Genomic DNA, 21,781 nt, shown 5'->3' on the forward strand with positions numbered 1-21,781 from the left:
ACACGTCCTAAAGACCCTGCCACGGTGGCTTCGTCGCATATGTGGCCCGGAAGTAGTCCGCCAGCTTCAGCTTCGACGCGGCAGCCTCGTCCACCACCACCGTCGCATGCGGATGCAACTGCAGTGCCGACGCGGGCACGATCGAGGCCACCGGCCCCTCCACCGTCCGCGCCACGGCGTCCGCCTTGCCCTCGCCGGTGGCGAGCAGGATCGAGTGGCGGGACTCCAGGACGGTGCCGATGCCCTGGGTGATCACATGGTGAGGCACCTGCGTGATGTCGTTGTCGAAGAAGCGCGCGTTGTCGAGCCGGGTCTGCTCGGTGAGCGTCTTGATCCGGGTACGGGAGGCGAGTGAGGAGCACGGCTCGTTGAAGCCGATGTGCCCGTCGGTGCCGATGCCGAGAAGCTGCAGGTCCACCCCGCCGGCGTCGGCGAGCGCCTTGTCGTACGCCTGGCAGGCGGCCGGGATGTCCTCGGCGGAGCCGTCGGGGCCCATGAAGGATGCCTCGGACAGGCCGAGCGGTTCGACGACCTCGCGCAGCACCACGGAGCGGTAGGTCTCGGGGTGGCCCGCCGGCAGACCGACGTATTCGTCGAGCTGGCAGATGCGGGCGCGCGAGGCGTCCACGGCGCCGGAGCGGACCTTGGACGCCAGCGCCTGGTAGATGGGCAGCGGGGTGGAGCCGGTGGCAACGCCGAGAAGAGCGTCGGGCTTGCGGTTCAGCAGGGCGCCGATGGCCTCCGCGATGAGTTCGCCACCTGCTTTGGCGTCCGGAACGATGACAACTTCCACGCGTGGCCTGCCGATCTGGAGAGATGAATCACGTGGTATAGACCAATCAAGGTCCAATCTAGCAGAATCCGGTAACGCGGACATGACGGCCGTACCCGTCCCGGCCGCGGTTCGCCGGCGGGCGTCCGGCGCAGGTTTGCTGCACGGCCCGCTCGCTGTCGTCGACAACATCTCCCCGGTGATCGCCGTCGTCACCGACGGCCGGGGTCGCCGAAGAGGTCCGGTCGATCCTGGAGATCCTGCCGCTGCAGATGCCGGCGTACGAGGTGACGATCGCCCGCGGCCAGGATCCGGACGCGCCACGCGCGCCGGCCGAGGTCGCCGAGACCCGCTGATCACGGGGCGAGGCGCGGGCGGGGGCCGTGGAAACACCCGCGGGCTGCGGTGCCGGACGGGACCCTCGGCCCGTCCGGCACCGCAGCCCGGAGTAACGACCTCGCCCACGATTGTCAGCGGCGTCGCGGTGTCTGGGGCCTCCGCCTCCGGCGTTGTCGTCAGTCGCCGACGCTCCTTCCCCAAGCTCTCAGCTGCGTTCGAGCAGGGGAGACCCCATTCGACTCCCTCCTCCGCCTTGGACTCGAAGGCCCCAGACAACCGCTCCTTCTCCCACTGCCAATCGTGGGCGAGGTCGTAAGACCGACCACCGAGGACGGCCTGCTCGGCCGGTGGTGTGCGGTGCCCCCGGCCGGGGAGAGGTGCCTGCGCGGTCAGGGCAGAGAGCGCGGGTACCTCGATCCGCTCTCCTGTGCGGCGGGAGCGGAAGCTCTGTCTTGAGCATTGTGGACTAGACCATTCACCGTGTCCATCCATTGGAGCACCGCAATTTTCCGGCCCTCCCCCCTGCACGTACGGCCAGGTCGTTCGGTTCGGAACCACTGCCCGTCCGCGGGTACGCTCGCACACGTGCCCTCCATGAACGACCTCGTCCGCCAGCACACAGCCCTCAGCGACACCGACCTGGAGTGGCTGCATCTGCTGGTCTCGGAGTGGCAGCTGCTCTCCGATCTGTCCTTCGCCGACCTCGTGCTGTGGGTTCCCACCCGCGACGGTACCCGCTATGTGTCCGTGGCCCAGATGCGGCCCAACACCGGCCCCACCTCCTACCAGGACGACATGGTCGGCCACTTGGTGCCGCGGGGCCGCCGTCCGCTGCTCGACGCGGCGCTGGACGAGGGCCGGATCGTGCGCGAGGGCGACCCGGAGTGGCGCGAGGAGGTGCCGGTACGGGTCGAGTCGATCCCCGTACGCCGTGAGGGCCGGGTTCTCGGCGTCATCGCCCGGAACACCAACCTCCTGACCGTCCGTACGCCGTCCCGGCTGGAGCTCACCTACCTCCAGTCGGCCTCGGATCTGGCCCAGATGATCGCCGCCGGGTCCTTCCCGTTCCCCGGCCAGCAGGTCGACATGGACGCATCGCCGCGCGTCGGCGACGGGCTGATCAGGCTCGACGCCGACGGAGTCGTCCAGTACGCCAGCCCCAACGGCCTCTCCGCGTACCACCGCCTCGGCCTCGCCTCCGACCTGGTCGGCCAGCACCTGGGCGGGATCACCGCCGAACTCGCCCCCTCCCGCGGCCCGGTCGACGAGGCCCTGGTCAAACTCGCCAGCGGTTACGCACCCCGTGAGTTCGAGGTCGAGTGCGCGGGCGGGGTGATCCAGCTCCGGACGATCCCGCTCAAGCCCAAGGGGGTCAGGATCGGCTCCCTGGTCCTCCTCCGGGACGTCACCGAACTGCGCCGCCGCGAGCGCGAGTTGATCACCAAGGATGCCACCATCCGGGAGATCCACCACCGGGTGAAGAACAACCTCCAGACCGTCGCCGCCCTGTTGCGGCTCCAGGCTCGCCGGATGGACTCCGCCCAGGGCCGCGAGGCGCTCAACGAGGCGGTACGGCGCGTCGGCTCGATCGCCATCGTCCATGAGACGCTGTCCCAGAATCTGGACGAGCGGGTGGAGTTCGACGAGATCGCCGACCGGGTCATCGCGATGGTTGCCGAGATCTCCCCGGGCAAGGTGACCTGTCGCCGTACGGGACGCTTCGGCATTCTCGACGCCGAAGTGGCCACACCGCTGGCGATGGTGCTCACCGAAGTCCTGCAGAACGCCCTGGAGCACGCCTTCACCCTCGCCGAGTCCGGCACGGTGGAGGTGTCCGCGATACGGGGCGGTTCCTCCGCCGGGACGCGGCTGCTGATCACGGTCCAGGACGACGGCTGCGGACTGCCCGAAGGTTTCGACCCGCAGCACGCCGGCAACCTGGGGCTGCAGATCGTGAGGACCCTGGTGGAAGGCGAGTTGAGCGGCACCTTCGCCATGGTCCCGGCCCCCGAGCGCGGCACCCAGGTCGTCCTCGACATCCCGGTCCGCGCCGCGAAGTAGCCCCGGCGGCCGACAAGGCGCGAACACAGCAGTGAGCCCGGACCGTTGATCACGGTCCGGGCTCACTGTTCATGCATGCGCTTCGGGGGTACTGCGCGCTGCGACTCGGGGGGCGGGGTTGTGCGTACGCTCTGTACGCGCCGCCTGGCTGAGGCTCGTAGCGGTGGCGTCGGATCAGGCGCTGGCGTTACGCGCCCGGTTGCGAGCGGCGCGACGCTTCATCGCGCGGCGCTCGTCCTCGCTGAGGCCACCCCAGACGCCGGAGTCCTGGCCGGACTCGAGCGCCCACTGCAGGCACTGCTCCATGACGGGGCAGCGACGGCAGACGGCCTTGGCTTCCTCGATCTGCAGCAGCGCAGGACCGGTGTTGCCGATGGGGAAGAACAGCTCGGGGTCTTCCTCACGACAAACGGCGTTGTGACGCCAGTCCATGGCTGCTACCTCTCCTTGGTATTACACGTGCTTGTGAATGTGAACGCTTTCACGAATCCCCCCGCAGATGACCGGCCGACGCCCAGGTGAACTGGTTGTGGTCCTGTGAAGTGAGGAGGGGTTCTGGCTCTCAGTGGAGGCCGTTGTTGCGGGCCGTCCCGATCGCCACGTAGAGATTCGCAAACCTCAGCGGCGGATACAACCCCTTCTGGAAAGTTTTTTTTGATTCCTCGGTGTCGGCTAGGTCACAGCCGTACTTCTATGGGGTGGAGCCCAGCCCAAACGTTCGACTTGAAGGACTTTGGGCCCTTCCACTCACACAATCACACGCAGTGCACGGCGTACGCCTGTGAACGTCACACTGGTACGCACTCCCAGGTGGTCGCCATCCATCTGGAAGGGCAGCGGCACCTTTGAATGCAAGGTGAAGTCCGTGAGGTCGTGAAGTGAAATGGCATGCTTGCCGGACGGGCCCTTCTCCGGGGTCGAAGTGAGCAACTGGGTTCCGTAGCGGGCGACCGCCGGGGTGGAGAGCCGCTTCAGTCCGAGCACGTCCAGGCCGGTGTCGAAGGTGGCCTTCGGGGACGCGTACATGGGGCGATTCCCCAGGTAGGTCCAGGGTGCGGTGTTGGAGATTATGGACAGCGCGAGGTCGGTGACCGGTTCCTGTCCCGGGGTCTCCAGTGTCATCGTCCCGTGCCGCCGGTGCGGCTCCTCCAGGAATTGCCGGACCACCTGGCGTACGTACAGCGCATGCGTCGAGCGCTTGCCGCGTTCGCGCTGCTGTTCGACCCGGCCGACCACGCCCGCGTCGAATCCGAGCCCGGCGCAGAAGGTGAACCAGCGCTCCGGGGCCGACTCGTCCACGGTGCCGGGGGTGCCGGCCGCCAGTCCGAGACCGACCGTGCGTTCGGTGCGGTGGGCGAGCGCGTCCAGGATCGCGCCGGTCGCCTCCACCGCGTCGTTGGGCAGGCCCAGGGCGCGCGCGAAAACATTGGTGGAGCCGCCGGGAACCACTGCGAGCCTCGGCAGGTTGTCCAGGTCGGGGCCGTTGTGGAGCAGTCCGTTGACGACCTCGTTGACCGTGCCGTCGCCGCCCAGGGCGACCACCAGGTCGATCTCCGAGGAGTCCGCGGCCTGCCGCCCCAGGTCCCGGGCATGACCCCGGTACTCCGTGGTCACGGCCTCCAGCTTCATCTCGCTGGCCAGTGCGTGGATGAGCACATCGCGCGTCCGCGCACTGGTGGTGGTAGCAGCTGGATTGACCACAAGAAGTGCGCGCATGACGGCCAGACTACCTACCGCGCGGTATCCCTCTGAAGTCCTGTCCCATGACCTTCACGCTCGGTGACGACCCGGGCGCGGTCGTCCGGGGGCGGCCGTCCGCTCCGTACCGTTTCCGACCCCGACTTCGCTTTCGCAGGGCCGGGATGTAAACCTGCAAGGGTGAGTACTCAGCAGAACACGCCCTCCTCGCCGCCCTCGCCGTCGGTCGAACCGGCGAAGCCGAGCAGGATCACTCTCGTGGCCGGACTCACCGCCCTGGAGGGGGCGGCGCTCGTCGGCGGCGGGATCTACATGCTGGTGATGGGGCTGCTCGGGAGCCCCGAGAGCGCGCAGCAGGCGGAGATGGGCGGCCTCACGCTGATCGCGCTCGGCCTGATCCCGCTGTTCGCCGCGCGTGGTCTGCTGCGGCGACGCAGCTGGAGCCGGGGCCCCGCGCTCATCACGCAGATCATCGCGCTTCCGGTGGCCTGGACGCTGCTGAGGTCTCATGGCGCTTTGATCCCGGTCGGGATCGTCCTTGCCGCGGTGGTCCTGACAGCGCTCTACCAGCTGGTCAGGCCGACCACGGTCGAGGCACTCGGCATTCGCCGACCGGGCACCACGCCGGACGCCTGAACCGAACGCCAGGTGTTCCGGTCGGCGGGTGAGGCGGCCTTCGGGTGCCGTCGCCCCTCCGGCGCAGGCGCCGCACGCACGAGCCGGCTGCCGGGCGCAGCCGCTCCGCGCGTGGGCACGACCGTTTCCGCCGCCCCGTGCCCCGCATCGGCCCTTCGCGCTACTCCTCGACGAGCAGCCGCTCGCGCAACTGTGCCAGAGTGCGGGCCAGTAGCCGCGAGACGTGCATCTGCGAGATGCCGACTTCCTGCGCGATCTGCGACTGGGTCATGTTGCCGAAGAAGCGCAGCAACAGAATCCGCTTTTCGCGCGGCGGCAGGTCCTCCAGCAGCGGCTTGAGCGACTCCCGGTACTCGACGCCCTCCAGCGCCTCGTCCTCCGAGCCCAACGTGTCCGCGACCGCCGGGGACTCGTCGTCCGTGTCCGGCACGTCCAGCGAGAGTGTGCTGTACGCATTGGCCGACTCCAGGCCCTCCAGGACCTCTTCCTCGGAGATGCCCAGCCGCTCCGCCAGCTCGTGCACCGTCGGCGAGCGGCCGTGCTGCTGGGAGAGTTCGGCGGTGGCCGCGGTGAGCGAGAGCCGCAGCTCCTGGAGTCGGCGCGGCACCCGGACCGCCCAGCCCTTGTCGCGGAAGTGGCGCTTGATCTCGCCGACGACCGTGGGGGTCGCGTACGTCGAGAACTCGACGCCGCGGTCCGGGTCGAACCGGTCCACCGACTTGATCAGGCCGATCGTGGCGACCTGGGTCAGATCGTCAAGCGGCTCGCCGCGGTTGCGGAACCGGCGGGCCAGATGCTCCACGAGCGGCAGATGCATCCGCACCAGCTGATTGCGCAGCTCCGCCTTCTCGGCCGACCCGTCGGGAAGCTTGCGCAGTTCGATGAACATCGCCCGCGCTCCGCTGCGGTCGTGTGGATCGTGGTGCCTGTGCTCGCTCATCTGGCCTGCCCGCTCCGCCTGCGACTGCTCCACCGCGACCGTACGGCCCGCAGTCCCGTCCGCCCCGTCCACCGGGTGGGGCAGGGCCTGCTGTTCCGGGATGCCTGCTTCGCGCACCACCCCTGGTCGGATCGTCTCGTCCCGCACAGGACCGTCCCCGTTCCCGTTGCTCACGCCGGCCCGGGTCCCGCGCCGCGCTGTTTGTAGAGGCTGATGCTGACAGTACGGTCGTCGGCGACCGAGGAGTCGACCTTTCCGGCCAGTGCGGAGAGCACCGTCCAGGCGAAGGTGTCTCGCTCCGGCGCCCGGCCGTCCGTGGTCGGGGCCGACACCGTCACCTCGAGAGAATCCTCGATGAGCCGGAAGACGCAACTGAGGACGGAGCCCGGCACGGCCTGCTGAAGCAGGATCGCGCAGGCCTCGTCGACCGCGATGCGAAGATCCTCGATCTCGTCGAGGGTGAAGTCCAAGCGCGCTGCGAGACCGGCCGTTGCCGTACGCAGCACCGACAGGTAGGCACCCGCAGCGGGCAGCCGGACCTCTACGAAGTCCTGATTCCCGGGCTCGCCTGCGATCTGGGACACCCTCACCTCCAAGGTGGCACAAACTCTTCCGAGGATCCGGGAAGGGTGGCCCCGGAGCCATGCGGTATGTCGTCGGATCTGGTCCGGCGACGCTATCGCGATCCATGATGCCGTGTCGCCGGACCCCTGGAGCATGCCCGGCGGATCATGGACGGAGGCGCGCCAGATCTCCTGACAGGCCCCAGCCCATGACTGTCACTCATGGTAAGCCCACGAGTACACACGGTGGGTAGGGGTCTGCGGTGGCCAATTACGAACGACCGGCGCCGGATTGACGTACCCAGGCGTCAGACGATCGAACCGTCCTCGAAGCACCAGCGCCAGTTTTCGCCCGATTCGAAGCTCCGCATCACCGGATGACCGGTCTCCTTGAAGTGCCCGGTGGCGTGCTGCAGCGGCGACGAATCGCAGCACCCGACATGGCCGCAGAGCAGACAGAGTCGTAGCTGCACCGGGTGGGTGCCCGCTTCGAGGCATCCGAGACAGGTCCCGCTGAGCGGGGCCGGCTCGGGGTGCGGCAGTTCGGAGACGTGCGGGCAATCGCTCATGATTGCCAGATTACGACGGATGCGAGGACCGTGAAATGGACGCATTGCCGCTGGTGGCATTGGTCGCGGCCAGTGCGGCCGTGGCGGGGGCCGCCCGCCGCACCCCTGTGCCGGCCCCCCTGCTGCTGGTCACGGCGGGGCTGATCGCCTCGTATCTGCCCGGGGTGCCGACGTACACCCTGGACGCGCACATCGTGCTGCCGCTGCTGCTGCCGCCATTGCTCTACACGGCGGCCGTCGACAGCTCGTACCTCGATCTGCGGGCCAATATCCGGCCGATCGCGCTGCTCTCCGTCGGTTATGTCCTGTTCGCGACCGTCGCGGTCGGCTGGCTGGCGTACCGCCTCGTGCCCGACCTGCCGCTCACTGCCGCGCTGGTGCTCGGCGCGGTCGTCGCTCCACCGGACGCCGTCACGGCCGCCGCGATCGCCCGCCGGGTCGGGCTGCCCGGCAGGGTCACGACGATCCTGCAGGGTGAGTCCCTGGTGAACGACGCCACCGCGATCACTGCCTACAAGGTGGTGCTCGCGGCCGCCGTCGGCGAGGGCATGAGCTGGAGCGCCGGGATCGGCGAATTCCTCCTTGCCGCGGTCGGCGGGGTCGTGGTCGGCCTGGCGCTGATGGTGCCGCTGCACTGGCTCCGTACACATCTCAAGGAAGCCCTGCTGCAGAACACGTTGTCGCTGCTGATCCCCTTCGTCGCGTACGCGGCGGCAGAACGCGTGCACGCCTCCGGGGTGCTCGCAGTGGTCGTCGTCGCGCTCTATCTGGGCCATCGGTCCTGGCAGGTCGACTTCGCTACCCGGCTCCAGGAGGAGGCCGTCTGGAAGATGGTCGCGTTCATCCTGGAATCCGCGGTCTTCGCGCTGATCGGACTCCAGCTGCCCTTCGTGCTGAAGGGGCTCGGTGCGTACGCGGTGACAGACGCACTCTGGTACGCGGTGGCCGTGTTCCTCGCAGTCGTCGTGGTCCGCTTCATCTGGGTCTACCCGGCGACGTTTCTGCCCAGGTGGCTGTCGAAACGGATCAGGGAGCGCGAGCCCGGGACCAACTGGACGGCGCCGCTGATTGTCGGCTGGGCCGGGATGCGCGGGGTCGTCTCGCTCGCCATCGCCTTCTCCGTCCCGATGGTCACGACCGACGGGCAGGACTTCCCGGCCCGCGACCTGGTGCTGTTCCTGACTTTCACCACCGTCATCGGGACCCTCGTCATCCAGGGGCTCAGCCTGCCGCTGCTGGTACGCGCCCTGAAGCTTCCGGGGCGCGATGTGACGGCGGAAACCCTGGCCGAGGCGCAGGCGCAGGGCGAGGCGTCCATGGCCGCCGAGGCGCGCCTGGAGGAGCTGCTCACCGACCGGCGCAACTATCTGCCCGGACCGCTCGCCGACCGGCTGCGCGCCGTTTTGGCGCGACGCCGCAACGCCGTGTGGGAGCGGCTGGGCGCGTCCAATCCGATGACCGGGGAATCTGCGGACGAGACATACCGTCGCCTGGCCAGGGAAATGATCGACGCCGAGCGCGAGGTCTTCGTACGGCTGCGGGACGAGCGGCAGATCGACGACGAGATGCTCCGGACGCTGCTCAGACGGCTCGACCTCGAGGAGGCGGCGGCCTACCGGGAGGAGTCGCAAGCGCCCTGAGAGGCTGTCGGGCGGCCGCCCGATCAGAGGTCACCCGACAGCCTCCGAGCTTGGCGTTCTACCTCGCTGAGGGGTGCGCCTACGGCCGGCCTGTGACGACGGCCGCGACCGTGGTTCCCGCGGGGAACGCCCCCTCCTCGGCCAGCGCGGTGAGCGCGTACAGCAGCTTGGCGACGTAGAGCCGCTCCACCGGCAGCCCGTGCCGCTGCTCGAAGTCGTCCGCGAAGTCGTGCAGCTGCGGGGTCGTACGGGCGTAGCCGCCGAAGTGGAAGCGCTCGTCCAGAAACCACGACCCGGCAGGCCCGCCGAACGCCTCCTGCTGCAGTTTCCGTACCGCGTCACCGAGGAAACCGCCGCGCAGCACCGGGATGCCGAGGGCGCGCTGCCCCGGGGCGAGGCCGGCGGCCAGTCCGGCGAGGGTGCCGCCGGTACCGCAGGCGACCGCGACCACATCGGCCCTGTCGCGCAGCTCGCGCCCCAGCTCCGTACAGCCCTGTGCGGCCAGGGCGTTGCTACCGCCCTCCGGGATGACACAGCACTCCCCGAAGGTGCTCAGCAGCCCCGCCAGGACCTCTGGATCGGCCTTCGCGCGGTACGTCGCGCGGTCCACGAAGTGCAGGGTCATCCCGTCGGCGGCGCACTGGGCGAGCGAGGGGTTGAGGGGACGGCCGGCCAGTTCGTCACCGCGTACGACCCCGATGGTGGGGAAGCCGAGCAGCCGCCCGGCGGCGGCGGTGGCCCGCAGATGGTTGGAGTACGCGCCGCCGAAGGTCAGCACGGTGCGCCCGGCGGCAGCCCGCAGGTTGAGGGAGAGCTTGCGCCATTTGTTGCCGGGCAGATCGGGGTGGATCAGATCGTCGCGCTTGAGCAGCAGCCGTACGCCGTGGCGCGCGAAGCGTTCGTCCTCGGCCGGTTGCAGGGGGGACGGAAGCAGCGGCTGCAGCCGGGAGAGGTCGAGTGCTTCGGAGGGCATGCCGCAATTGTCGCCCTGCCGCGCCGTGTCGGGTGGATACGGGTCCCTTCAGGCGGTCGCGGATCCGGTCCCGCACGGAGTCCAACGGGAAGCCGCAAGGATCGATCGTGCCGGGCTGCCACTTCTGCGCGTGGGGGATGGGGCCCTGGGCCGGCCGGCACACGGGGCGGCGTTGCGGGGCTGGGCACGTACATCTGCCGCGGTGTGGTCGGTCACCATGACTCCTTCCCCGAGCTCTCGGCTGCGCCGAGCAGGGGAGACCCCATCTGTTTCGACCCTACGCCGTGCAGCTGCACGCACCCGGCCCCGCGAATCGGTCCGGTCGATTCCGCGAGGAACGGGCCGGGTTCAGGGCTGGGCGAGCCACAGGTCGGGGCCGAACACCTCGTAGTGGATGTCAGCCGCCGGGACGCCCTTGGCCAGCAACTGGGTGCGTACGGCACGCATGAAGGGCAGTGGTCCGCAGAGGTAGGCGTGGGTGCCGGGGGCGACCGCGAGGCCGCTCAGGTCCACCTGTCCGGTGCGGTCGGCGGGGTGGCCGGGCTCCGGGTTCTCGTACCAGAAGTGTGCGGCGGCGTCGGGGAGTTTGCCGGTGAGCAGGGCGTGGTCGGTGCGCATCGCGTGGTCGGCGGGGGAGCGGTCGCCGTGCACGACGGTGACCGGGGCGCGGTGTCCGGTCGTCGTGAGGTGTTCCAGCATCGAGAGCATCGGCGTGCAGCCGATGCCCGCGGAGGCGAGCAGGAGAGGGGCGTCGGCGGAGTCGAGTACGAGATCGCCGTACGGGGCGGAGACACGCAGCCGGTCGCCTGCCCCGACCTCGGCGTGCAGGTGACGGGAGACCTCGCCGTCGGGGGAGCCGCCGCCGTGCACCCGCTTGACGGTGATCGAGCGGAGCGCGGAGCCGGGGGAGCTGGAGAGGCTGTACTGGCGTATCTGGCGGGCCCCGTCGGGGAGTTCCACCTGTACGGAGACGTACTGGCCGGGGCGGAAGGCGGGGGCGGGTGCGCCGTCGGCCGGGCGGAGCTGGAAGGTGGCGACATCCGCCGTCTCCTCGATCCGGGCGGCCACCTCCCACTCGCGCCACACGTCACCGGCGACGACGCCCTGCTGTGCGTACAGCCGCTCCTCGATCGAGATCAGGGCGCCCGCCATCAGCCAGTAGACCTCGTCCCAGGCGGCGGCGACCTCCGGGGTGACCGCGTCGCCGAGCACCTCGGTGATGGCCGCGAACAGGTGGGTGTGCACGATGTCGTACTGCGCGGCGGTGACACCGAGCGAGGCGTGCTTGTGCGCGATCCGGCTGAGCATCACGTCGGGACGGGTGTCCGGGTGCTCGACCAGTTGGGTCGCGAAGGCGGCGATGGAGCCCGCCAGAGCCTGGCGCTGGGCACCGGACGCCTGGTTGCCGCGGTTGAAGAGGTCGCGCAGCAGCTCGGGGTGGGCGTCGAAGAGCTTGCGGTAGAAGAGATCGGCGATGTCTCCGATGGCCGCTCCCACGGCGGGGAGGGTGGCGCGGACGGTGGCGGTCGAGGTCTCGGAGAGCATCGGTTACTCCTGGATTCTTGAATTGGTATTTGAGATTCGCATTTTTGGGCAGGGTGAATCCGGGCGATGGCGCCCGTGGTGCGGTGGTGTGTGGTGGTTCAGCCGTCGGCCGGGCGGCTGCGGCTGATGCCGATGAGCAGCGGTCCGGTGGGGGAGGTGACGAGTTCGGTGACGGTGATCGGATCGAGCGAGGCGTAGAAGGCGTCCTCCGCCTGGCGCAGGGCGCCGCGCAGTCGGCAGGCCGAGCGCAGGGGGCATGGGGTGGAGCCCTCGCACTCGACGACGTCGCCGGGTCCTTCCAGCTCCCGGACGAGGCCGCCGATCGAGGCGGTCCGGCCCGCTCCGGTGAGGCTGAGTCCGCCGCCGCGCCCCCGGCGCGCCTCGACGAGGCCGAGGTGCTGGAGCTTGGCAACGACCTTCGCGGTGTGCGTGTACGGCACCCGCATGGTCGCCGCCACCTCCCGGGTGGTCGGCGGATCCTCGTTCTCCGCGACGGCGAGGCGCATCAGTACGCGCAGCGCCACGTCGGTGAATCTCGTCAGCCGCATGACCGGCACTGTAGATAATTTGCATCAAGGATGCAAATTAATGGCACCCGCGGGCATCGCTGAGCGTCATGCCCAGCCCGAAGACCGAATAGTCACACTCTTTTGTGTAATGGCGCGCCGACTCTCCGCGCTGAAAGGCTTCTTCGCACAGGTCAGCCGATGATCGAGAGGACGTCAGATGTCCGTTGGTGAAGAGGTTCAGAACGCGCCGGTGCCGCCGCAGCAGAGTCTGGGCACGGCGGCGGCGCGGAACCTCGCGACGACCACCAAGTCAGCTCCGCAGATGCAGGAGATCACCTCACGGTGGTTGCTGAAGATGCTGCCATGGGTGCAGGTACAGGGTGGCACCTACCGGGTGAACCGCAGGCTGAGCTACTCGGTCGGAGACGGCCGAGTGACCTTCGTGCAGACCGGTGACCGGGTCGAGGTCATCCCCGCCGAGCTCGGAGAGCTCCCCGCCCTGCGGGACTTCGGTGACGAAGAGGTGCTTGGAGAGCTGGCCCGGCGGTGTGAGCAGCGAGACATCGCCGCCGGCCAGGTGCTGGCCGGCGCCGGGGACGCGGCGGACCGTGTCTTCCTGCTGGCGCACGGCAAGGTCGAGAAGGTGGGCACCGGCCCCTACGGGGACGAGACGGTGCTCGGGGTCCACGCCGACGGGGCCTACTTCGGCGACCGCGTACTGATCGACGGCGACGCCGTCTGGGAGTACACGGCCCGTGCCGTCACCGCCTGCACGGTGCTGACGCTGAAGCGGGCCGATGTGCTGAATCTCGCCGAGCGCGCGGATTCGCTCCGTACCCATCTCGCCGGTCTGCTCAGCATTCCGCAGCAGCGGACCAACAAGTACGGCGAGGCGGAGATCGATCTCTCCGCCGGCCATGTCGGCGAAGCCGTCGTCCCGCACACGTACGTGGACTACGAATCCGCGCCGCGCGAGTACGAACTGAGCGTCGCCCAGACCGTGCTGAAGGTTCACAGCCGGGTCGCCGACCTCTACAACCAGCCGATGAACCAGACCGAGCAGCAGTTGCGGCTCACGGTCGAGGCGCTGCGCGAGCGCCAGGAGCACGAGCTGATCAACAATCGCGAGTTCGGCCTGCTCAACAACTGCGACTACGGGCAGCGCCTCCAGCCGCACGACGGGGTGCCCGGCCCCGACGACATGGACGAACTGCTCTCGCGCCGCCGCGGCTCGAAGCTCTTCCTCGCGCACCCGCGGGCCATCGCCGCATTCGGCCGTGAATGCAACAAGCGCGGTCTGGTGCCGGAGAGCGTGGAGGTCGGCGGACACCATGTGCCCGCCTGGCGGGGCGTACCGATCTTCCCGTGCAACAAGATCCCGGTCACCGACGCCCGGACCACGTCGATCATCTGCATGAGGACGGGTGAGGCCGAGCAGGGCGTCATCGGACTCCAGCAGACCGGCATCCCCGACGAGATCGAGCCCAGTCTGTCGGTCCGCTTCATGGGCATCGACGAGCAGGCGATCATCTCCTACCTGGTGACGGCCTACTACTCCGCAGCCATTCTCGTGCCGGACGCCCTCGGCGTACTGGAGAACGTAGAGGTCAGCCGTTGGCGGTAGCCCATCGGGGGCTCGGACGGCGATGTCCGGGCCCCCGTCAACCTCCGCCACCGGGCAGCCGCGCCCGGGGCGGCCTCGGGAGGACGCCTCAGTGAAGACCCACCACGTACCCCAACCACCCACACCACGGGCCCCGGGTGACAACGACCCGGCCGCCCTCGCAACGCAGAGTCATGAGGCCGCAGCCCTTCTGGAACAGACCCGCACCTTGGTCGATCCCCAACTGCACGCCGCCGTCGACTCCTTGCCCGGATCTATCCGCCGCGTAGCGATGTACCACTTCGGCTGGCAGCAGGCCGACGGCACCCCGTCATCGGAACGGGCGGGCAAGGCGATCAGGCCCGCGCTCGTCCTCGCCGCCGCCCGGGCGCTGGGCGGCGACCCGCAACGGGCGGTACGGGCAGCCGTCGCCGTGGAGCTGGTCCACAACTTCACCCTGCTGCACGACGATGTCATCGACGAGGACCGGACCCGCCGGCACCGGCCCACGGCCTGGGCGGTTTTCGGTATCCCGGACGCGGTCATCGCCGGTGACGCCATGCTCGCCCTCGCCCAGCGGCTGCTCGCCGAGGACACCGGCCCGGCCTCGGCCCGCGCCTCGGCGAAGCTCTCGACCTGTGTCATCGAGCTGTGCGCAGGCCAGCAGGCCGACTGCGCCTTCGAGGACCGCGGTCCGGACGAGGTGTCGCTGGACGAGTGCCTCACGATGGCCACCGCGAAGACGGGCGCCTTACTCGGCTGCGCCTGCGCACTGGGTGCGCTGTACGCCGGCGCGGGGGAGCGGGCGGTCGGCGCGATGGACGGATTCGGCCGGGAGGCGGGCCTCGCCTTCCAGCTCATCGACGATCTGATCGGCATCTGGGGGGATCCGGCACAGACCGGGAAGCCGGTCGGGGCGGATCTCGTCGCCCACAAGAAGTCTCTGCCCGTGGTCGCCGCCCTGACCTCCGGCACGCCCGCAGCGGCCGAACTCGCCGCGTTCTACCGGGGGGCGATGAACACACCCGGCGAGGTGAGCCTCGCCGCCGATGCCGTCGACCGGGCCGGCGGCCGGGACTGGGCGCAGATCTGCGCGGGGGACCGGATGGCACGCGCGGTCCACCACCTGTCCCGGGCGGTCCCCGACCTGGCCTCGGCGGGCGACCTCCTGACCCTGGCGGAGTTCGTCACCCGCCGGACGCACTGAGCACGGAGAGGAGGGGCGGTACGCAGAGCGGGATCGGAGAGGGCGCAGAGGCAGGAGCGGAGAGCCGAGACCGATGAAGGGAGCGGAGCAAGGAGAACAGAGCAGGGAGAACGGAGCAGGGAGAACGGAGCAAGGTGCCGAGGTCGCAAGGCCCGTGAGGTGAAGGGGAGGGCGGCAGGTCGGCTGTCATGGGCACGGGCTACAGTCCCTGCCCATGACAGATGAGTCATGGGCAGGGTGGTACCGGGACCGGCAGGGTTCCGACGCCGTCATCCTCACCACCGACGGACAGCAACTCCGCCTCAGGATAAGGGGCATCGACTTCGAGGGCGAAAGCTTCGACGGCCTCGCCCCGGTGGCCGGCACGCCGTCGGCCGACGACCTTTTCGCCCTGGTGAACGGCGCGTTGGGCGACTGCGTCCTGGAGTGGGACCTGCCGCTCCCGGTCCTGTGGGACGGAGCCGTCCATCAGGCCACGCTCAGCTGCCTGTTGTCGCTGCGTCGCCCCGATCCGTATCTCTACCTGGAGCTGCAGTTCGGCGGGGCGGCCTACGGATCCCATCGCGCCGAGAGCGACTTTGCGTCCGCCCTGGCCACGATCCAGCGTGCCCTGCCGCCCGGCGTGCGCCTGCAGACCTGCATCGCCTGCGCTTTCTCGGACTACTTCCCGGCCCCCGGCCGCGGCCTTTCCGGCGGCCTCGCCTGCTTCCGGGGCACCAAGGACGCCTACCGCGGGGCGGCCGGTGAGGGCGATGTCCTGGACCTGTGGGACCGGCGGACCGGATTCGTCCAGGAGATCTGGAGCTGCCGCGAGTACGAACCCCGCCCGGACCGGGGCGCCGGCACCGGGCACCGGGGCGCGTTCCCGCTGGAACTCGCCTGATCTTCCCTGTCCGGCCGGTCGTTGTCGGCCGGTCGGCCTGATCCCGGCAACCGCTTCGTGGACTCGGCTCCGGCCGGGCCGGGAAGACGGAGCGGTGCCATGCCAGTCGTCGGCGGCGTCGATGCCGGACGTGACGCTGCGACTGCGGCCGGCGTTCGTCGTGGTGGGCGCCGTACTGTTCGCGCTCGCCGTCCTCCGACTGCTCGCGCTCTCTGCCCTCCAACTGCTCGTCGGGCTGTCCCTGACCGCAGCGAGGGTGGTCCGCACCTGATCCCGCCGGCTGGGTACCGGCGTGCCGCCACATCTTTGCCAGACCTCCATTGTTCTACTAGCATGCGAACAAGGGAGGTTTTCATGAAGCGTAAAAATCTGGGCCGTGCGACGCTCGTCGCCCTGCCGTTCCTGCTCGCGCTCGTCGTCGACCTGGTGCTGCTCGCCGTCTTCCGCGACCGGCTTCCCGGACAACTGGCCAGCCACTACCAGGCCGATGGCCGGGCCGACGGGCATGCGGGGCAGGTGTGGCACGCCGTGACCAACGTCCTGCTGTTCTCCATGACCGGTGCTCTGTGGGCGCTCACAGTGGTGCGGGGGAAGTTCTACGGATGGGCCTACCGCTGGCTGGTCGCCGGTGGCTATGCCTTCGCCGGATTCCTCGGCTGGGTGATGGCCGCCGTGCTCCTCGCCAACGTGGATGCCGGTGAGAATGCGCAGGGGGAGGCGCAAGGTGTGTTGTTCCCGATGTGGCAGCTCGCCGTCGCCCTGGGGGTTGCCGTGCTCGCCGGAGGGCTGGGGATGGCGCTGACCGCGCTCGCTTCCGTACCGAAGCAGCCGGCCGCGACCGGGCAGGCCGGGGACGGTGCGCGGATCGCGCTCGCCGACGGGGAGGTCGCCGGATGGGCGCGCAGCGCCGGGAGCTGGTGGCTGCCGCTGATCGCGCTGGCGCTCGTGGCCGCCGGGGCGGTGCTGCTGTTCGTCTCGGGATGGGCGGCCGCGATTCCGCTGCTGCTCCTCGGCGTGCTGCTGGCCGCCTTCGCCCGGCCGTACGTGGTGGTGGACCGGCGCGGCATCACCATCTCGGGAATGCTGCCCTGGCCGCGCCTCAGAGTGCCGCTCGACCGGATCGAGGCCGCGACCAGCAGGGACATCAACCCCCTTGCGGAGTACGGGGGCTGGGGCTACCGCATCCGTCCAGGACGGAGCGGTTTCATGATCCGTTCCGGTGAGGGAATCGTGGCGACACTGGCCGGCGGCCGGGACTTCGCGGTGACCGTCGACGACTCGGCGACCGGTGCCGCGCTCCTCAATACCCTGATCGACCGGCGACGGGCGGATCACTGACCATGCTGTTCCGGGTCGATCCCACCTCCACCGTGCCGCTCGGCGATCAGATCGCGGCGTCCGTGCGCCGCGCCGTCGCCGAGGGGACGGTGGTGCCGGGCGAGCGCCTGCCGGCCGCCCGGGTGCTCGCCGAGTCCCTCGGGGTCAATGTCCATACGGTGCTGCGGGGATATCAGCAGCTCCGCGAGGAGGGGCTGATCGAACTGCGCCGGGGGCGCGGCGCGGTCGTCACCGGCGGCGCATCCCCGCACCGGGCCCGGCTGCTGGAGCGCGTACGCGAAGTGGTGGCGGACGCGCGCGAGCTGGGGATGACGGAGGAGGAGCTGCTGGCCCTGGTCCGTACCGCACTCAACAACCCGTAGGCCGGTGCGGGCCGTGGCGGCGGCCCCGGCGCGGCCCGCCGGGAGGCGGCCCAGCGGCCTGCCGGGTACCACCACTAGCTGCTGCGCCACCGCAGCCCGCTCGGCCGTACGGGATGCGGCCCGTCTGCTGGCCGACTGGGCCGCCCGGTACGCATACGTTTCCAGTCGTTCCGTGTACGACTACCCGGCCCTGGCCGGTCTGCCCGAGGACGCGCCACTGGTGGCCGGTGCCTCGCCCGACGCCGATGGGGACGTCTCGTACCGTTCCTTTGGACTGAGTGGGAGTGAGTCCGCTCAGCCGCACGCCCCGAACGGTCTTGGGCGCACTGGTCCCCGGCATACTCACCCCCGGGGCGGCGACACGCATCCTGTGCGTGGTCCGGTCCTGGGAGGCCGGTTCCCTGCGCAATCTGGCCATGTGGATGTGGTCAGAGGCGACGGGGAGGCCCTGAACCATCTCTCCGGTGGAGCAGGGGCCCCGCACGCTGGCACCGCACCCGGCGTCCCAGATCGCACGATGACGTTACTCCCGCCCAGCCAGGTCGCCGCAAGCCTGCGGGCCGACCATCACACGATCGAGCTAAACCGACCTCATACATGCTCCCCAACGAGCAGTTGCCACCCCCCTTGCCAAACGCGGCGGCGAACTGGCCGCACTCGACGCCTTCGGGGACCGAGCCCTGCTGGCCCGCGCGGGACTGATCCTGGGCCCCTGGGAGAACATCGGCAGGCTGCCCTGGTGGCTGCTGCGGATCGCTCGCGGCGGACCCGTACTGGCCCCGGGCCCAACGGACCTGATGCTCCAGTACATCGATGCCCGCGATCTCGCCAACTGGATCCTGGACGCAGATCGCAGCAGTCTGCACGGGCCGTACAACCTGGTCAGCCGCCCGGGTCACGCCACCATGGGGCAACTGCTCGACGCCTGTGTACGCGCCACCGGCTCCGACGCGGAACTCCGCTGGACCCCCGCGGAGACCATCCTCGCGGCAGGTGTGGAGCCCTGGAGCGATCTGCCGGTCTGGCTGCCGCCGGGCGAGCTGTACGACGCCATGCACCGGGGCGACGTCAGCAAGGCGTACGCGGCCGGGCTGCGCTGCCGACCGGTCGATGAGACGGTTGCCGACACCTGGAAGTGGCTGGTCGAACTGGGCGGTGAGGCCCCGCAACGGCCGGACCGGGCTGCGGTCGGTCTGGACCCGCGGGTGGAGGCCGAACTGCTGGCGGGGACGGCCTGACGCGCGCTCGCACGCAGGTAGTGGCGCGTCGGAGAGAACGGGCTCACCCGCCGATGAGGCAAGGAGATGCCGGACGGAGCGTCCTTCGTTCGGCATCTCCGCCTTGTCAGCCCTCGGCGTGCGCTTTCTGCAGTGCGGCGATGTCCAGCTTCTTCATGGTCATCATCGCCGCGGTGGTCCGTGCGCCCTTCTCGGCGTCCTGGTCGCCGATCAGACCGGTCAGTGCCTCCGGGACGACCTGCCAGGAGAGGCCGTACCTGTCCTTCAGCCAGCCGCAGGTCCCCTCTTCGCCCCCGTCGGTGAGACTGCTCCAGTAGTAGTCCACCTCGTCCTGGTCCGAGCAGTGGATCTGGAACGAGATGGATTCGTTGAAGGTGAACTGCGGCCCGCCGTTCAGCCCGACGAATTTCTGGCCGTTGATCTCGAACTCGACCGACATCGCCGATCCGGCAGGCCCGGGCCCTGCTTCGGTGTAGCGGCCGATCCTGCCGAGGCGGGAGTTCTTGAAGACCGAGAGGTAGTACTCCGCCGCCTCCTCGGCCTGCCCGTCGAACCACAGACATGTGGTGAAGCCATCGGTGGTCATCGCTGTCTCCTGTCGTGAGCGCATGTCCCGTCGTGTGCGCATGTCCACCCATACCGACTGATCCCGTCCCGGAAACTCATCGGTCACGTATGTGGGGCATCGGCGTCGTGGCCAGGAACGGGTACCGGCACGATGCCCCCGGACCTGCCGAGCACCGGCAAGGTCATGACGATGGCGGAGATCCCGTGGGGCGGCACGGCCTCGTGCCGGGTAAACGGCCTGCTCCTGCCAGGTGTTGACTTTACGCTCACCGGAAGGGGACCGTGTCGCAGCCGACCGGCCCAGGCGTGGAAGCGCCGACGAGATGGGCCGCCGGCACGTATCCGACGGTGCGGGCTCGAACGCACGGCTCCCCCCTGCCCGAGAAGGACAGGAGGGAGCGCGAGGGACCGGCGTCGTGCGTCAGGCGGACGCGTCGGACGAGACTCGGCTGAGCTCGCGGATGAACTCCTCCGCCCGAGGCCATTCGCCGTAGCCGGAGGCAGGGTTGAGGTGTCCGACCGGGCCGAGGTTCTCAAGGCGACTTCCCCATGCCCGGGCGAGACCGGCAACGCGATCGAAGTCGGCCAGGGGATCGTTCGTGCTCGCCGCGACGATGCTGGGGAAGGGCAAGGGCGTCCGCGGTACAGGCGTCCAGCCGTTCTCGCTCAGGGCTTCCGGGGTGGGGTAGCCCTCGGGCATCGGGGTGGCGAAGTCGGGGGGTGCCGCCAGCAGCGCCCCTCTGACCGGACGCCGGTGGCGTTGCGCCCAGTGCACGGTGGTCATCACGCCGGCGCTGTGGGCGACCAGCACGACCGGCCCGGAGATGTCCGACAGTGCCTCCTCCAAGGCGGCGACCTGAGCGTCGCAACTGATCCTGTCGTTGGTCAGCGGCGGAACCACACGGGCGTCGGCGGTCTTGTTCGCGAGGATCGTCTGCCAGTGTTCCGGCACGTGATCGCGCAGTCCGGGGACGATCACGACCGTCGGTGGTGCGGCAGGGTGCATGACTACAGCTCCAGGTTCTTGAGGGCCGCATCGGGGAGCAGCCCCAGGCGGCGCAGATCTTTCTCGTAGAAGAGCTTGCCGACGGAGAAGGCAACTCCCCCGGCGACCGCGACAAGCGGGATCACCTGCAGCGCCCCGAGCAAGCCCATGCGGTCCGCGAGCACCCCTGTCACTGCGGGCCCCGGGGCAAGCCCGAGCAGGCTGTTGGCCAGGGTGAGCGTGGCGAAGGCCGTCGCCGCGATCGCGGGAGGGGTCAGATTCGCCACCATGGCGGCCGCCGGGCCGGCCGTGGCGCAGCACAACAGGGTTCCGGCACCGATCAGCACGAGCTGCAGCGGACCGGTCGGCAGCCGGAATCCCGCCGTCAGCAGCACCAGCGACCCGAAGCTGCAGGTGATCGCAACGGTCCACTTCCGGGCCGCAACCCGGCGGCTGAGCTGGTCCGAAGCGATCCCTCCGCCGATCATGCCGATGCCGGTGATCAGTGCGAAGACCCCGGCAACCAGCCCGGCCTTTGCGGAAGGCATGGAGTAGTAGCGGTTGAGGAAGCTGGGCATCCAGGCGAGCAGGGCCATCGCAATGAACATCTGCAGCCCGCTGCCGATGTAGGCGCAGACCACGGAGACCGAGGAGAACAGCCGCGGCAGCAGGGTCCGGACCGGTTCCCGTTCGCCGGATGCGGCGTCAGCGGCTCCGGTCGCCGAACCCAGCCTCTTCTCCGTGACCACGAGGCCGTAGATCACGACCAGTACCAGCCCGAAGATCCCCATCACGCCGAAGGCCCAGCGCCAGCCCAGGTGTTGGGCGACCACGCCGCCGACCGATACGCCCAGCACGGATCCGAACGACCCGCCCGCGATGAACGCTCCGGAGAGCGTGGCCCGCAGACGGACAGGGAAGACGCTGAGGACCACGGCGATACCGACGCTCCCGTAGGCCGCCTCACCCACACCGACGATGAATCGGCCCAGGAACATCTCGCCGTAGCTCGCCGACAGTGCACAGCCCAGCGTCGCCACACTCCACACCGTCGCAGCGATGACAAGACTCTTGACTCTGCCCCAGCGGTCCGCCAGGAGCGAAAGAGGGAACGTGAGCAGACCGACCATCAACGCCACGATGCCGCTGAGGGAGCCCAGTTGGGAGTCCGACAACAGCCACTCCGCCTTCAGCAGCGGAAAGACGGCGTTGAGGACCTGCCGCGACAAGTAGTCGGACAGCAGAAGCCCGAAACTCAAGGCGAACACCAGCCAGGCATACCTGCGGGATACGGCCGGAACATCGGGAGACGTCGCCGGCACCGCGGTGCCGACAGTGTGAAGTCCCATAGGC

21 protein-coding genes and 3 pseudogenes are annotated in these 21,781 nt (G+C 69.5%); 12 read left to right on the forward strand and 12 right to left on the reverse strand.

The annotated features are described in order from the left end of the window. Window positions 1–7 precede the first annotated feature (7 nt). A complete protein-coding gene (nagB, locus tag ACH4EW_RS10450; protein WP_398254155.1) occupies window positions 8–793 on the reverse strand; it encodes a glucosamine-6-phosphate deaminase in 786 nt (261 codons plus the stop codon). Between the two features lie 124 nt (window positions 794–917). Between nagB and ACH4EW_RS10455 the strand changes: the two are divergent. Both ACH4EW_RS10455 and ACH4EW_RS10460 read left to right on the forward strand, forming a co-directional pair. Then, window positions 918–1,128: pseudogene (locus ACH4EW_RS10455) on the forward strand (glucosamine-6-phosphate deaminase); the annotation flags it as partial. A gap of 577 nt (window positions 1,129–1,705) precedes the next feature. Then, entirely contained in the window at window positions 1,706–3,172 is a 1,467-nt protein-coding gene (locus tag ACH4EW_RS10460; protein WP_398254788.1) for a histidine kinase N-terminal domain-containing protein, read from the forward strand. Between the two features lie 174 nt (window positions 3,173–3,346). Here ACH4EW_RS10460 and ACH4EW_RS10465 read toward each other — a convergent pair whose 3' ends face one another. Next, window positions 3,347–3,604 carry a WhiB family transcriptional regulator gene (locus ACH4EW_RS10465; RefSeq protein WP_003953983.1) on the reverse strand — a complete coding sequence of 86 codons (258 nt, stop codon included), beginning with the start codon at window positions 3,602–3,604 and terminating at the stop codon, window positions 3,347–3,349. A gap of 315 nt (window positions 3,605–3,919) precedes the next feature. Next, window positions 3,920–4,888 (reverse strand): diacylglycerol/lipid kinase family protein, encoded by a 969-nt coding sequence (locus tag ACH4EW_RS10470; RefSeq protein WP_398254158.1) that lies wholly within the window; start codon window positions 4,886–4,888, stop codon window positions 3,920–3,922. A 240-nt stretch (window positions 4,889–5,128) separates the two neighbouring features. Here ACH4EW_RS10470 and ACH4EW_RS10475 point away from each other — a divergent pair, with 240 nt between their 5' ends. After that, window positions 5,129–5,506, forward strand: coding sequence for a hypothetical protein (locus ACH4EW_RS10475; protein WP_398254791.1), 378 nt, complete (start codon window positions 5,129–5,131; stop codon window positions 5,504–5,506). 160 nt (window positions 5,507–5,666) lie between these two features. On the opposite strand, the gene ACH4EW_RS10480 is transcribed toward ACH4EW_RS10475, so the two are convergent. The 3 genes from ACH4EW_RS10480 to ACH4EW_RS10490 all read right to left on the reverse strand — a co-directional run bounded on the left by ACH4EW_RS10480 (window position 5,667) and on the right by ACH4EW_RS10490 (window position 7,578). Then, window positions 5,667–6,620 (reverse strand): RNA polymerase sigma factor SigF, encoded by a 954-nt coding sequence (locus ACH4EW_RS10480; protein ID WP_398254160.1) that lies wholly within the window; start codon window positions 6,618–6,620, stop codon window positions 5,667–5,669. Beyond that, window positions 6,617–7,030: an anti-sigma regulatory factor gene (locus tag ACH4EW_RS10485; protein WP_073781878.1), complete on the reverse strand. Its 414-nt coding sequence runs from the start codon at window positions 7,028–7,030 to the stop codon at window positions 6,617–6,619. Before ACH4EW_RS10485 ends, ACH4EW_RS10480 begins: the two co-directional genes overlap by 4 nt. Before the next feature lie 287 nt (window positions 7,031–7,317). Then, window positions 7,318–7,578 carry a UBP-type zinc finger domain-containing protein gene (locus ACH4EW_RS10490; RefSeq protein WP_398254162.1) on the reverse strand — a complete coding sequence of 87 codons (261 nt, stop codon included), beginning with the start codon at window positions 7,576–7,578 and terminating at the stop codon, window positions 7,318–7,320. Between the two features lie 35 nt (window positions 7,579–7,613). Between ACH4EW_RS10490 and ACH4EW_RS10495 the strand changes: the two genes are divergently transcribed. Next, the gene (locus tag ACH4EW_RS10495; RefSeq protein WP_398254164.1) at window positions 7,614–9,218 is read left to right on the forward strand and encodes a Na+/H+ antiporter; all 1,605 of its coding nucleotides are present in this window, start codon (window positions 7,614–7,616) and stop codon (window positions 9,216–9,218) included. A gap of 79 nt (window positions 9,219–9,297) precedes the next feature. On the opposite strand, the gene ACH4EW_RS10500 is transcribed toward ACH4EW_RS10495, so the two are convergent. The 3 genes from ACH4EW_RS10500 to ACH4EW_RS10510 form a co-directional block, all read right to left on the reverse strand. Next, window positions 9,298–10,191, reverse strand: coding sequence for a 1-aminocyclopropane-1-carboxylate deaminase/D-cysteine desulfhydrase (locus tag ACH4EW_RS10500; protein WP_398254166.1), 894 nt, complete (start codon window positions 10,189–10,191; stop codon window positions 9,298–9,300). Between the two features lie 348 nt (window positions 10,192–10,539). After that, window positions 10,540–11,736 (reverse strand): globin domain-containing protein, encoded by a 1,197-nt coding sequence (locus ACH4EW_RS10505; protein ID WP_398254168.1) that lies wholly within the window; start codon window positions 11,734–11,736, stop codon window positions 10,540–10,542. 98 nt (window positions 11,737–11,834) lie between these two features. Continuing rightward, on the reverse strand, window positions 11,835–12,284 hold the full coding sequence (locus tag ACH4EW_RS10510) for an RrF2 family transcriptional regulator (protein WP_398254171.1): 450 nt from the start codon (window positions 12,282–12,284) through the stop codon (window positions 11,835–11,837). A gap of 178 nt (window positions 12,285–12,462) precedes the next feature. Here ACH4EW_RS10510 and ACH4EW_RS10515 point away from each other — a divergent pair, with 178 nt between their 5' ends. The 8 genes and pseudogenes from ACH4EW_RS10515 to ACH4EW_RS10550 form a co-directional block, all read left to right on the forward strand. After that, a complete protein-coding gene (locus ACH4EW_RS10515) occupies window positions 12,463–13,869 on the forward strand; it encodes a family 2B encapsulin nanocompartment shell protein (RefSeq protein ID WP_398254173.1) in 1,407 nt (468 codons plus the stop codon). 22 nt (window positions 13,870–13,891) lie between these two features. After that, window positions 13,892–15,055, forward strand: a complete 1,164-nt coding sequence (locus ACH4EW_RS10520) for a family 2 encapsulin nanocompartment cargo protein polyprenyl transferase (protein WP_398254176.1) — start codon at window positions 13,892–13,894, stop codon at window positions 15,053–15,055. Window positions 15,056–15,269: 214 nt separating this feature from the next. After that, a complete protein-coding gene (locus tag ACH4EW_RS10525; protein ID WP_398254178.1) occupies window positions 15,270–15,938 on the forward strand; it encodes a DUF6304 family protein in 669 nt (222 codons plus the stop codon). A 94-nt stretch (window positions 15,939–16,032) separates the two neighbouring features. Beyond that, the gene (locus ACH4EW_RS10530) at window positions 16,033–16,209 is read left to right on the forward strand and encodes a hypothetical protein (RefSeq protein WP_398254180.1); all 177 of its coding nucleotides are present in this window, start codon (window positions 16,033–16,035) and stop codon (window positions 16,207–16,209) included. An 83-nt stretch (window positions 16,210–16,292) separates the two neighbouring features. Beyond that, window positions 16,293–17,276: a DUF1648 domain-containing protein gene (locus ACH4EW_RS10535; RefSeq protein ID WP_398254182.1), complete on the forward strand. Its 984-nt coding sequence runs from the start codon at window positions 16,293–16,295 to the stop codon at window positions 17,274–17,276. A 2-nt stretch (window positions 17,277–17,278) separates the two neighbouring features. Beyond that, window positions 17,279–17,638: a GntR family transcriptional regulator gene (locus tag ACH4EW_RS10540; protein WP_398254184.1), complete on the forward strand. Its 360-nt coding sequence runs from the start codon at window positions 17,279–17,281 to the stop codon at window positions 17,636–17,638. 88 nt (window positions 17,639–17,726) lie between these two features. Next, window positions 17,727–17,900: pseudogene (locus ACH4EW_RS10545) on the forward strand (reductase); the annotation flags it as partial. A gap of 367 nt (window positions 17,901–18,267) precedes the next feature. Beyond that, window positions 18,268–18,876: pseudogene (locus tag ACH4EW_RS10550) on the forward strand (reductase); the annotation flags it as partial. 106 nt (window positions 18,877–18,982) lie between these two features. Here the strand turns inward: ACH4EW_RS10550 and ACH4EW_RS10555 are convergent. The 3 genes from ACH4EW_RS10555 to ACH4EW_RS10565 all read right to left on the reverse strand — a co-directional run bounded on the left by ACH4EW_RS10555 (window position 18,983) and on the right by ACH4EW_RS10565 (window position 21,777). Next, window positions 18,983–19,462 (reverse strand): VOC family protein, encoded by a 480-nt coding sequence (locus ACH4EW_RS10555; protein WP_398254187.1) that lies wholly within the window; start codon window positions 19,460–19,462, stop codon window positions 18,983–18,985. Between the two features lie 402 nt (window positions 19,463–19,864). Then, a complete protein-coding gene (locus tag ACH4EW_RS10560) occupies window positions 19,865–20,449 on the reverse strand; it encodes an RBBP9/YdeN family alpha/beta hydrolase (RefSeq protein WP_398254190.1) in 585 nt (194 codons plus the stop codon). Window positions 20,450–20,451: 2 nt separating this feature from the next. Further along, window positions 20,452–21,777 carry an MFS transporter gene (locus ACH4EW_RS10565; RefSeq protein WP_398254192.1) on the reverse strand — a complete coding sequence of 442 codons (1,326 nt, stop codon included), beginning with the start codon at window positions 21,775–21,777 and terminating at the stop codon, window positions 20,452–20,454. Window positions 21,778–21,781 lie beyond the last annotated feature (4 nt).

It is taken from the genome of Streptomyces sp. NPDC018000, assembly GCF_044328025.1.
Classification (GTDB): Bacteria; Actinomycetota; Actinomycetes; order Streptomycetales; family Streptomycetaceae; genus Streptomyces.

Coding starts and splice junctions, on each gene's coding strand:
- ACH4EW_RS10460 (WP_398254788.1), top strand. CDS start 1,706: ATGAACGACCTCGTCCGCCAGCACACAGCCCTCAGCGACACCGACCTG.
- ACH4EW_RS10465 (WP_003953983.1), bottom strand. CDS start 3,604: ATGGACTGGCGTCACAACGCCGTTTGTCGTGAGGAAGACCCCGAGCTG.
- ACH4EW_RS10470 (WP_398254158.1), bottom strand. CDS start 4,888: ATGCGCGCACTTCTTGTGGTCAATCCAGCTGCTACCACCACCAGTGCG.
- ACH4EW_RS10490 (WP_398254162.1), bottom strand. CDS start 7,578: ATGAGCGATTGCCCGCACGTCTCCGAACTGCCGCACCCCGAGCCGGCC.
- ACH4EW_RS10495 (WP_398254164.1), top strand. CDS start 7,614: ATGGACGCATTGCCGCTGGTGGCATTGGTCGCGGCCAGTGCGGCCGTG.
- ACH4EW_RS10500 (WP_398254166.1), bottom strand. CDS start 10,191: ATGCCCTCCGAAGCACTCGACCTCTCCCGGCTGCAGCCGCTGCTTCCG.
- ACH4EW_RS10505 (WP_398254168.1), bottom strand. CDS start 11,736: ATGCTCTCCGAGACCTCGACCGCCACCGTCCGCGCCACCCTCCCCGCC.
- ACH4EW_RS10510 (WP_398254171.1), bottom strand. CDS start 12,284: ATGCGGCTGACGAGATTCACCGACGTGGCGCTGCGCGTACTGATGCGC.
- ACH4EW_RS10515 (WP_398254173.1), top strand. CDS start 12,463: ATGTCCGTTGGTGAAGAGGTTCAGAACGCGCCGGTGCCGCCGCAGCAG.
- ACH4EW_RS10520 (WP_398254176.1), top strand. CDS start 13,892: ATGTCCGGGCCCCCGTCAACCTCCGCCACCGGGCAGCCGCGCCCGGGG.
- ACH4EW_RS10525 (WP_398254178.1), top strand. CDS start 15,270: ATGACAGATGAGTCATGGGCAGGGTGGTACCGGGACCGGCAGGGTTCC.
- ACH4EW_RS10535 (WP_398254182.1), top strand. CDS start 16,293: ATGAAGCGTAAAAATCTGGGCCGTGCGACGCTCGTCGCCCTGCCGTTC.
- ACH4EW_RS10540 (WP_398254184.1), top strand. CDS start 17,279: ATGCTGTTCCGGGTCGATCCCACCTCCACCGTGCCGCTCGGCGATCAG.
- ACH4EW_RS10555 (WP_398254187.1), bottom strand. CDS start 19,462: ATGACCACCGATGGCTTCACCACATGTCTGTGGTTCGACGGGCAGGCC.
- ACH4EW_RS10560 (WP_398254190.1), bottom strand. CDS start 20,449: ATGCACCCTGCCGCACCACCGACGGTCGTGATCGTCCCCGGACTGCGC.
- ACH4EW_RS10565 (WP_398254192.1), bottom strand. CDS start 21,777: ATGGGACTTCACACTGTCGGCACCGCGGTGCCGGCGACGTCTCCCGAT.